Annotated in this window: 7 protein-coding genes; 1 reads left to right on the forward strand and 6 read right to left on the reverse strand. The window is 48.0% G+C overall.

Annotation, left to right across the window (positions count from 1 at the left end; translation table 11 throughout):
- Positions 1 to 129: 129 nt before the first annotated feature.
- Complete coding sequence (locus tag MHH52_RS24275; protein WP_340004872.1) at positions 130 to 5,289, reverse strand: glycosyl hydrolase family 8; 5,160 nt, start codon at positions 5,287 to 5,289, stop codon at positions 130 to 132.
- Between the two features lie 270 nt (positions 5,290 to 5,559).
- On the opposite strand from MHH52_RS24275, the gene MHH52_RS24280 reads away from it, so the two are divergent.
- Positions 5,560 to 6,438, forward strand: a complete 879-nt coding sequence (locus tag MHH52_RS24280) for an AraC family transcriptional regulator (protein ID WP_340004874.1) — start codon at positions 5,560 to 5,562, stop codon at positions 6,436 to 6,438.
- On the opposite strand, the gene MHH52_RS24285 is transcribed toward MHH52_RS24280, so the two are convergent.
- The 5 genes from MHH52_RS24285 to MHH52_RS24305 all read right to left on the reverse strand — a co-directional run bounded on the left by MHH52_RS24285 (position 6,376) and on the right by MHH52_RS24305 (position 10,404).
- Positions 6,376 to 6,984, reverse strand: coding sequence for a zinc-binding dehydrogenase (locus MHH52_RS24285; RefSeq protein WP_340004876.1), 609 nt, complete (start codon positions 6,982 to 6,984; stop codon positions 6,376 to 6,378). The genes MHH52_RS24280 and MHH52_RS24285 overlap by 63 nt on opposite strands.
- Before the next feature lie 84 nt (positions 6,985 to 7,068).
- Positions 7,069 to 7,800 carry a sugar phosphate nucleotidyltransferase gene (locus tag MHH52_RS24290; protein ID WP_313641143.1) on the reverse strand — a complete coding sequence of 244 codons (732 nt, stop codon included), beginning with the start codon at positions 7,798 to 7,800 and terminating at the stop codon, positions 7,069 to 7,071.
- 47 nt (positions 7,801 to 7,847) lie between these two features.
- On the reverse strand, positions 7,848 to 8,585 hold the full coding sequence (locus tag MHH52_RS24295) for a glycosyltransferase family 2 protein (RefSeq protein ID WP_313641142.1): 738 nt from the start codon (positions 8,583 to 8,585) through the stop codon (positions 7,848 to 7,850).
- A complete protein-coding gene (locus MHH52_RS24300; protein WP_340004878.1) occupies positions 8,582 to 9,565 on the reverse strand; it encodes a glycosyltransferase in 984 nt (327 codons plus the stop codon). The genes MHH52_RS24295 and MHH52_RS24300 overlap by 4 nt, the downstream gene beginning before the upstream one ends.
- Positions 9,562 to 10,404, reverse strand: coding sequence for a glycosyltransferase family 2 protein (locus MHH52_RS24305; RefSeq protein ID WP_340004880.1), 843 nt, complete (start codon positions 10,402 to 10,404; stop codon positions 9,562 to 9,564). The genes MHH52_RS24300 and MHH52_RS24305 overlap by 4 nt, the downstream gene beginning before the upstream one ends.
- Between the last annotated feature and the right edge of the window lie 154 nt (positions 10,405 to 10,558).

Here is a 10,558-nt window from a genome sequence, read left to right on the forward strand (position 1 = left end):
GGCAAGTTACGGCTCTAAACAAGCGGATTGGCAGACGCAGGATACTTTAGAAGATTGGAACAGGCCGTGTAAATGGAAAATAAAAGGCCAACAGCCCGATCCATTGGAACGGGCTGTTGGCCTTTTGGATTAATAATATTTATTAATAATTCTGTAAAAAAGAACCGCCGTTTCGGCGCGGGTTGCAGCTCCCGTTGGATGGAGTAATTTCCCGTCACCAAGGACAATGCCCTCCCTGACCAATACGGCTGCTGCCTTCACGGCATAATCAGCCACTTTGGAGGCATCCGCAAATTTGCCAAGGTCGGAGATGGAACTGGCATCTGCTAATTTTCCTGACTTCTGCAATGCTCTTACGATGAATACCATCATATCCTGCCGGGAAATCTCTGCTCCCGGATTGAACCTGTTATCGCCGACTCCGCTGGCAATTCCCAATTGTTTGGCAATTCCCAACGCTTCATAATAGTATGCGTCCTGATCGGCATCCGCAAAGCTCACTTCAAAACCAGCCTTTAAATCAAACGCTCTGACCAAAATCAATATAAAGTCCGCTCTTTTCATCTTGGCACCCGGTTCGAAGAAAGTACTAGACGTTCCCTGAACGATTCCTTTAGCCGCAAGAGCTTCGATAGCCTCCTTGGCCCACAAGAAAGGGCTGCCGATATCGCTGAAAGCAGATCTAGTTGGTTCCGGTGCCGGGGTTGTCGCCGGAACTTCACTTGGCTTCACCGCTGCCGGCGTTGGAGTAGGAGTTGGTGTTGAACTGCCCCCTCCTCCGCTGCTGCCCGAGCCACCGTCCCCGCTGGCCTTTAATGTAGATACGATTCTCACATTGCTTATCTTGGACGTATTTCCTGCTGCATCAACAGCTATAATATAGTATTTGTACTGGGTATCCGTAGATAACCCGCTATCTCTGTATTCTGTTGCCTTTAGGGTCTTGATTTCAACGTCATTGCGGTAAATCTTGTATCCCGTCACTCCCAAATTATCCGTGGACGGCGTCCATTTCAAATCGATGGCAGAGCTGGATACCGCCTCCGCTCTCTCTATCGTTGGTTCTATAGGTGCCTCTGTATCCACGATGGTTGGTGTCCACCAGTTGCCGGATACAACAATCATGCTGAGCAAACGCAGATTATTGCCAAAATATAAATCGTCTTCGGTTGAGACGGCCGCATTGTGATCCCATAATTTATTGAGCCACTCCTGATTGGAGGAATCGATCATGGCGCTAACCATCATGGGTGCGGAGAAGGAAGTATCTGCATAATCATTTAATGCTGCCGAGCCGTCAAGCTTATATCCCGCAAGAATCTTGTTCGGATCATTATCCGCCATGGTTCGAATCCAGCGGTTCAACGCGCCGAGCTGCCCTTTAGCTCGGGTGTCGCCTGTCAGGAGATAATCCGTACCGATCCGCCAAGGTATACGGGAAGAGTTGTAGTTGTAATCTCCGTCATTTTCCGATTCCAGGAAGTATCCATCCGGGGTATCCCATTTCTTCTGGCTTACCGGTTTGTATTTCCCATCGGCATTGTCTTTGTACACAAAGTCCGGCAACAAACCGGCTTTCGGACTGTAATTTTCATACAGACTATTAATGATGTTGTACGTCTTATCGGCAACACGGTCCCAATTGGCGTCACCGGATACATTCTTGAAATCTTTCAAATGCTGCAGCATAAAATCAGACGGACGTGTAGCATTGCCGAACATGGGATCATTGTCACTGACCCAATCCGCTAATTTCAATGTCCACTCGGAATGGTTGACATCACTTTCCATAATGGCGTTGATTACCTTTTTGGCCTGGGACAGATAGTTAATCTCCCCGCTGCTGCCCCATTGGCTGTCGGCAAGCAGGAGGGCGTAAGCAATGTCCATATCGCCGTCGGTTGCTGAATCCACACCATTGATATCTATTATTTCCGTGCCGGTATCCGCTTGCTGCCAGGCCATTAAATCGGGATTGATTTCGCTTGGATGTGCTCTGAAATAGCGATACATCCCGTCAAAATACTTCTTAGCCTCCGGATCATGACCCGCGAGCAAAGCGGTAATCAGCATTCCGTAGCCATGTGCTTCCGAAACTGTAATCTCATTATTCTCAAACCAGTCGCCGTCGCTATACCACACGTAATATTGGTCTGACTGATATGGATTTTGTTTCAGATATTTCGTTTTCCACTCGTTATATAATCTGCCCACCGTAGCGTCCAGTTGGGCCTGAGTCAAGTGATTCGGCTTAATGGAGCCTGCCACATAAGACGTATGCTGCGGAAATGCCTTATGGACACCCTCTCCAGTGGATGAAGGTTTGGTCGTTACTTGAACGGTATTGCTCGCCAGTGATTCCATCCCTTCTGCATTATAGGCCTTCACAGCATAACTATAGGCCGTATCGGGAGTTAACCCGGTATCGCCGTAGGAGATTTCCTTCGTCGTGCCGACCTTGCTGCCGTTGCGGTATACGTTGTAGCCCGCTGCCTGGATGTTGCCGGCCGAAGCCGTCCATTTCAGGTTGATTTGGTAAGGAGAAACCGCAGTTCCTTTTAAATCTGAAGGTGCTGAAGGCGGCTCCGACTCACTTGGACCTTCGATTGTGCTGACTTCGACCGGATCTGAATTGATTCTTGTGCCGACCGCTTTGACGATAAATTCATATTTTTTCGCAGGATTGATATCATCTACCGTGTAGCTGTATTCCGTTTGACCTTCCGCTGCCGGTACATATTTACTCCAGTGTGTCTTCACCTTGTCGTTCTTCTCATAAATCCGGAATCCTCTTACCGGTTCTGTACTTGCGGAAGGTGCACTCCAGGTCAGAACCGCCTTGCTGCCGTTCAATTTCACCTTCACCGCTTCCGCCGGGTCCGGCTTGATGTCCGTTCTCTTGATCCCATACTTGTCATATGCCTTTAGTCCGTCGCCAACGGTGTCCGGCTGATTCTCATCCGCTACGGCTGCGGTATACGCTGTAAAGGAAAGCACCCGGTCTGTGATGGAAACATCCGTAAACATCTTCTTCTCCGGCTGTTCGTCGATAGCTGCAAAGTAATCATCATAAGGAACCGTATTCCCTTTTTCGTCCCGAATCTCGCGGGGTTCTCCATTCTCATCCAGTTCATATTGATTGTTCTTATAATAGAATTTATTTCCGAATGCATTGGACATGAGATAGACCGTACCTTTGGGGTTGAGCGCATTGCCCTCTCCATCAAATGTCAGCTTCTCCTTGGGAATAACTTCATCATTGTACATTTGGAAGGATCTCATATACATATGATCATGAGCCTCGAACACCATATCGATACCCATCTCGTCAAAGGCGGGAATCAGGTATTTCTTGTAAAACTGGACGCGATCGTCTTCCCATTGTGCAGAGTTGTCGCCTGCTGCATAGGGGCTTTTGTGAAAAGTAACAAACTTCCACTTCTTGTCGCTGCGGGCGACAGTACTCTTCATCCAGGCCACTTGGTCCCAGAATTGGTCATCCGCCCATTCCACATCTTTCCCATTCTCTGCAAGTGCCCCCGAATACTGCGAATTGAAGACAAGATAGAGTGCATCACCATATTCAAAAGAATACACAGAGCCTTCATTGGTGTCCGCAACAACCTGTTTCGGCAAGTTGAAATGGTTATAGAAGTTGTTATTCGGTGTCGTCTCGTCTCCGTCATAATCCATGACCTCATGACCGCCAAGTACAGGCACATATGGCACTTGCAGCAATTGATTCTGGGCTGCTCCGAGCATCCATTGCCACTGCTCCTCCAAATCACCATTATCCACCAGATCTCCGGCGCTGATCAGGAATTTAGGGTCGCCTATATAATCAGCTGCTTTCCGGAAGGTATCACCCCAAGGCTCAAAGTCAGACTTGCTGGAAGCCTGTGAATCGGAACCGGCGATAAAACGAAAAGGCTGGTGGCCGGCAGCATCCGTAGTGAACGAGCCGATAGAGCTCCAATCACCCGATTTGCCGTTACCTGCCCGAAACTTATAAGCTGTTCCCGGTTGAAGCTGGTCTGCAATGACTTTATGACTGATAAATTTCGTTTTATGGTTCGTGCTTCTGTCGCTTTTACTCTTAAAGGTCTCAATTTCTTCGGCCACTCCCTGATAAGTCAAAGCCCCGTTCTCCGGGAAAATGTTCCCCATAACCTTTGAGGCTTCTACAACCTGTACCACGGTATCCGTCATTGCATCCGTATACCAGGCCAAGGCAATGCTCGTCTTTGGATCTCCGTTAAACGTCATATTGATGGATTTAGGAGCAAGAGGCGAATCCTGAACGCCAAAACTCCAGGAAGTTTCCCGAACCAGCGGCACATGATCTGCACCCTTGATAAGCTCCTTGGGTACAGCTACCGTGTAAGACTTCCCATAAGTCAACGGAGGATGGTTTATCCGCAAAGTATCTCTGTTTAAGACTTCAAGTGTAACCCCATCAACCGGTTGATGATTCTCATCGGCAAATTGGACAGCATAACCCGGATCAAGGGTAAAGGCTTTGTTGAATTTGATTTCAACGGGAGCTTCGGGAGGCACATTTCCAGAGCCGTCTGCTGGCTGCTGCACAAGATCTACGGTAGGAATGACAGGTTCTTTCCCCGGGATCGGCTCGCCGGACACTTTGATATTTCGGATTCTACTGGAACCTGAACCCCCTATGCCCTCATCATTCCCCCTGGTGTTGCTATCGGAGCTGACAATCCAGCGAATATATAATATTTCCCGATCATTGCTGTTCAGAAGGGGAGTATTCACCAGTCTGCAGGTATCGCCCGGGCAATCAAAACTGGAGACGGCCATTTTAAGATTCGTATTCGGCACATCCTCCCACGTTTTGCGGTCTACACTCGTCTGCACTTTGAAATCACGCGGACCTGACCCGGATGAATTTTGCTCAGAGGATAAGGTGATATTCTCAAATCCGGTTGTAGACACGGTAGCAAGCCAATACTTGTTCCCGTTGCCATTGTCCCAGCCCTGATAGCTGATCGCTTTCTTGCTTACATCCACATCCTCGAACACACCGCCTACATTGCGAAAAGTAGACGCTGTCTCATAGATGCCGTATGTAGCCGAGATTACCCCCACATTTTCAGCGGCCTCATCAAACTCCCATTCGGCAATCGTCTTTACACCGGGTATTGAATCTGAACCGACAGCATCTGGTGCAGGTGCAGCATTTGCAATCTGGTATGGCAGCAGTAAAAGCACAAGCAACAAAGAAATGGATTGGTGCAGCCTTCTTTTCAAATGACCCTTCTTTTGCACTCTCGTTCCCTCTTTTCGCAGATAATAGTTTAAGCGCTTTAACTTTCACTCGCAGCGGACCCTGATTATCTTTCCCCCTCCTTCAATACGATTTATATGTAAATATAGCGCATTCATTTCTATTCAATCTCTGCATATTTTGTTATCGTTAATGATTTTCTACTTTTACCGCTATTTAATTTCTAGCCTGTTCAACAGGTCAATGAACGTGATACGATTGATTCAGGTATGGATCATGTTTCTGCGAGGATCATTCCCGCCGGATTGGAGATGACACCCCTGGAAATCAACTTCTATAAGTCTGATCCCTTTCACATTAGCCGCGAGAAAAAAAATGTCTCAAGTATGCCTTCAAATCATTATCACGATGCTTATGAAATTCTCTACTTAGTGTCTGGAGAGCTGTACTATTTTATAGAAGACCGAACCTTTCAAATCGTCAGCGGGGTTTTATTGTTCATTAACGCCAATGACCTGCACAGACTGATTAATGTAAACGGTACGATGTACGAAAGAGTTACTTTATTGTTTAAAAGGGAGTTCCTTCGCGACTTTTTTGCGGACAGCCCTCTTCCATCCGACCTCTTCTCCTGCTTTCACTCCAGATCAAATGCGATCAAGTTAAGCGGCAACGACCAGATCTTTATCGAGAATCTTTTTAGCAAATTGATTCATGAAGACACCAAGAGACCTCCAGGTTTCGACTACTATCGGAAAATCCTGTTGATGGAGCTGCTGATCTTCATCCAACGAAAAAAGCTTCCGGATCAAAACGAGCATTTTGTAGAAACGAACCGGACCCATAAGAAAATTTCCCAAATCATCCATTTCATCAACGGTAACTTCGCTGAGCCTCTGTCTCTGGAATACATATCGGACAGGTTCTCCATAAGCACCTCCCATTTAAGCCGAACGTTCAAGGACACAACCGGTTTTACTTTCATCGAATATATAAATAACACCCGCCTGAAAGAAGCCCGCTCTCTGCTGCAAGACTCCAAATTAACCGTTTCGGAAATCGCTGAGCGTACTGGATTTGGTAACCTGACCCATTTTGGAAGAGTATTTAAAACCATGACCGGAACCTCACCGCTCAAATACCGCAAACAGAACCGGGTTGATGAAGATAATATCTCTACGCAGGCTTGAGATCGGGTCCTTCGTCCGGACTGCTGCGCCAATCAAGAAAAAACGGGAGCCGTCCCATAAGGACGACCCCCGTTTCTCGTAGAAATATAAGCCGATGATTTCCGTACCATCCAGAACCGTATTTAAAATCGGCACTTCCATCTTCTCAGGCGGCAGCCCCACCAGGACAAGTGTTCCGCCCCGTTTTAAGGATGAATAGGGATTGTCAAAAGCTTTTTTGTTCACTGCAGTAACAATGCTGGCCTGGACCCCGCCCAACTCGCTTTTGATCTTTTCCGCCGGATTTTCTGCAGTTGGATCTATAACAAGGTCCGCACCCAACTGCTTGGCAAGTTTCAGCTTTTCGGCGGAAGTATTAACGGTGACTACCTTCAGCCAGTCTGCTCCCCCTCGAAATTGTAATTTCTTATAGTATACTGCGGCACACCAAACTTTAACCAAGTTCCCCCGCTCCATCCATAAGATCCCGCTATCCCCCCACCCAAGAAGAAACGGCTGCGCCGTCCTTAAATGGACGGTATCCGTTTCTGCGAGAAATATAAGCAAAGTATGGTGAAAGATATACTTTCTTATATTTTATAAAAAAAGAGTGCCCGACCCAAGGCCGGCCACTCCACGTTACCGCTGCCATTAAGGCAGCGCGTCTTTCAGTTTCTCTCCCGCCTCCCGCAGAGACTGGAACGTCCCCGCATCGCTCCACCAATCCTTGAGAACATCATAGCTGAGCCTGCGGTTAGCAGCGTATATATTATTTACATCGGTAATCTCCAGCTCCCCCCTCTTGGAAGGAGATACCTGGCGGATAATTTCAAACACAGCTTCATCGTACATATAAATACCTGTTACGCAAAATTTGGTCTTGGGATGCTCCGGCTTCTCTTCGATATAAGCAATCCATGCAGAATCTTGACTATCGAACACGGGAACACCATATCTACGTGCGTCGTCCACCGGTTTCAGCAATACCTTTGCTGTACCAGCAGGCTGCCGGAGATAGCTCTCCACGTAAGGCGTCAGATCATCCATAAACAGATTATCACCAAGCAATACGACAAACCGTTCCCCAGGGAAAATGAATCCTTCTGCCAAATCGAGTGCCTCTGCAATGCCTCCAGCAGCTTCCTGAATTTTATAGGTCAGAGATACACCAAATGCCGCACCGCTGCCCAAAAAATCCGTATACAGACCAGCAGACTGCTTGCTGATGACCAGAAGAATGTCGGTAATCCCTCCCCGGCGAAGCCGGTCTATGCCGTAACAGACCATAGGATATTTGCCGACCGGAAGCAAATGTTTGTTCATAAGCCGGGTCAGCGGTTGAAGTCTTGATCCTGTTCCGCCCGCCAGTATGACTCCTTTCACTTACTTTCCTCCTCTTTATCTAAGTCCTTTGCCTTCGGATCTGCACTTCATATGAAATTTGTTGGGTCCACATTCCATTTACTCATGAAGATCTTACGATTTCGTTCCACTAGTTCCTGCAATCCGGTATTGTATACCTGCTTAAAGCTTGCACTTCCTTCATGGTGTACCAGGCAATCCCCTGCGATGAGCAGCCGATACCCCTTTTGCCTTGCGCGATAGCAATAGTCATCGTCCTCGTAATGTCCAGGCGAGTATCTCTCATCCAGCAGACCTACGGAAGTAAGTAGCTCTCTTTTAAATAAAAAACATAACCCTACCAACCGTTTAGTCTCCATCCATTTTTGGGGATTGGAAAGGTTAGTTATCTGGGCAACCTTATGAAAATCCAACAGACTCTCATAATCAGTCTTCACCTGTTGACGTCCACTCGCATAGTTTGTCACTGGTCCAACAATACCTACATCAGGAGCACTATATAGCGATCTCTTCAGATTGGTTAACCATCCATGGGGAACCACCACATCATTATTCAGCAGCAATAATTCATCGCCCGATGCTAGCAGTAGGCCCATATTGCATGCGGACGGAAAACCTCGATTCTCAGGCAAAGAAATAAAGGTTATACGATTTGCGCGGCAATAGGCATCCGTTCCGTCTGACGAAGCATTGTCTACAACGATAATTTCATAAGGTAGCGGAGTATAAGCACGAATAGATTCTACACAAGACCGCAGCAGTGGCAGCGCGTTGTAAGTCGGAATAATAATACTGGTCAGCGTCATATCCGGTTCCTCCAAGCCGCTACTTGTCTGCGGTACTTGCGCTGGGTTTCGCTATTTAGCGGACCCCATTCATCTCGCCGAGAAAGAACCACAAGGAGAGCCTCTGCGTGATCCCCGATGATCAGTTTCTCCACAGCATTTCCAGCTCCTATGTTCGCATGACGCAGCCGATTATGCTTAATAACATTCACCGTTCCAGCTTTCTCTACTCTTAGCTTTTCTAACACAGAACGAGCTTGGGCTTTAGGAGGAACTATTAATTCACGGTAGCCTATGATCTCAAGCGCACGCCGGGAGAGTGCGTGAGGCACAGCCGTCATAGAGCTAACTCCGAGATCGTACCGTCCAAGAGCATAATTAAGAAACAACTTACTGCGAGTGACATCATCACATAATCCAAAAGAAGGCATCAGTGGATCCAAATCATTAAGAGCCACATCAATTCCACCATCTACAGCAGCTGTGAATAATCCGAGCTGCGATGCAGGAATAACCATATCTCCATCCAGAAAGAGCAGAATATCTCCTCGACTCAGCTTCGCACCTATAGCCCGCCCCACATCATGTCCGACAGACTCCGGACAATGCACAACTACGGCTTGACGATGTTGTCTGGAAATAGGAAAGCTGTTATCGCTACAACCGTTAAGCACGACGATAATTTCTGCAGGTCCCAGCCGCGAAACCTGATGTAGCAGACGTGCCAATGTCTGCTCCTCATTACGCACGGAGATAATGACTGACAGGGTCCCACGTAAGCTCGGTATTTTTAGTGCCTCACGACCTACTTTCGATTGCCGAGACAGAAGCGGCGATCGAACGGTAGCAGCGCCTCCTTTTACAGAACGACTCGCTGCCCTGTGGCGGGGTGCCAGAGTTGTATTGGCCTGACTAGATGCTGAACGTTTCTTTATCGTACGAGTTGCAGTTCCTCGTCGAATGGCGGAGCTACCTGATACTTGTAACAGAGCAACCATCATCTCACCATCTCTCTGCGCCGGGTTCCGTCGCCAAACCCTGCCCTGTTTCCCCGGTGTTCAAGCAAGAGGGATACAGCCTCCATGTGATCTGCTGTAATCAACTGCTGCAAAGGATCTGTGCCATCTTCCTTACGTCTGACCGCATTCAGTTTCCCTACATGTACTTTGTGGGCAGTTACCACACGCAATCCACTCAGAACTGCCTGAGCATGTGCCAGAGGGGGACGTGATAATGATTCACTCCCTAAGATTTCAAGCGCTCTTCGGCTGATTGCGTGCGGAACTGCCGTCATCGAACATCCTTTCAGATCCGGACGGCCAAGCAAAATATTGAGTGCATGTTTGGACAGTACCACCGGATGGGGCGAAAGTCTTCGTATCGGGCCGGAATAATCATTAAGCGCTATGTCTGCGCCACCACTAACAGCAGTGACGAAAGGACGTAGCCTCGAGGCAGGAATCACAAAATCTCCATCTGTAAACAATAGGACATCTCCCTTAGCTACTTCTGCTCCGACACTACGACCAGCGTCGTGTCCAAGCGGCAACTCATAGGAAATAACATGTGCACCAAGCGAAAGGGCAATTTCTGCCGTTTGATCGGCTGATCCGTTGACGACTACAATAACCTCGCAGCGCGGATGGACCCCTCTAGCTCCAGATATCACTCCCGCAATGGTCTTGGCTTCGTTCATGGCCGGAATAATGACTGAAACATAGGGATTAGGATGGTTAACTATAGGGGCTATAGCGACTTGCCGCACTGGGCGTGAAGTCCGCCGCTTGATCCGAGAGACCCGCCGTCCCGTGCGGCGGGCAGAAGTACGTTTGGGCTTCATGCTCATCCACCTTCCTTACAGAGCCTATTCGTCAGGCTGAGGGTTACATCACAGTTTATGTAGTACGCAGAACAGGGTAACGGCAATTGTCTCCTGTCGTTTGGAAAACAGGACAAATGCTGACCCTGCTAATTTCTAAACTTACTTAAACCTG

This window comes from Paenibacillus sp. FSL K6-0276 (assembly GCF_037977235.1).
In the GTDB taxonomy this organism is placed as follows: domain Bacteria; phylum Bacillota; class Bacilli; order Paenibacillales; family Paenibacillaceae; genus Paenibacillus_AQ.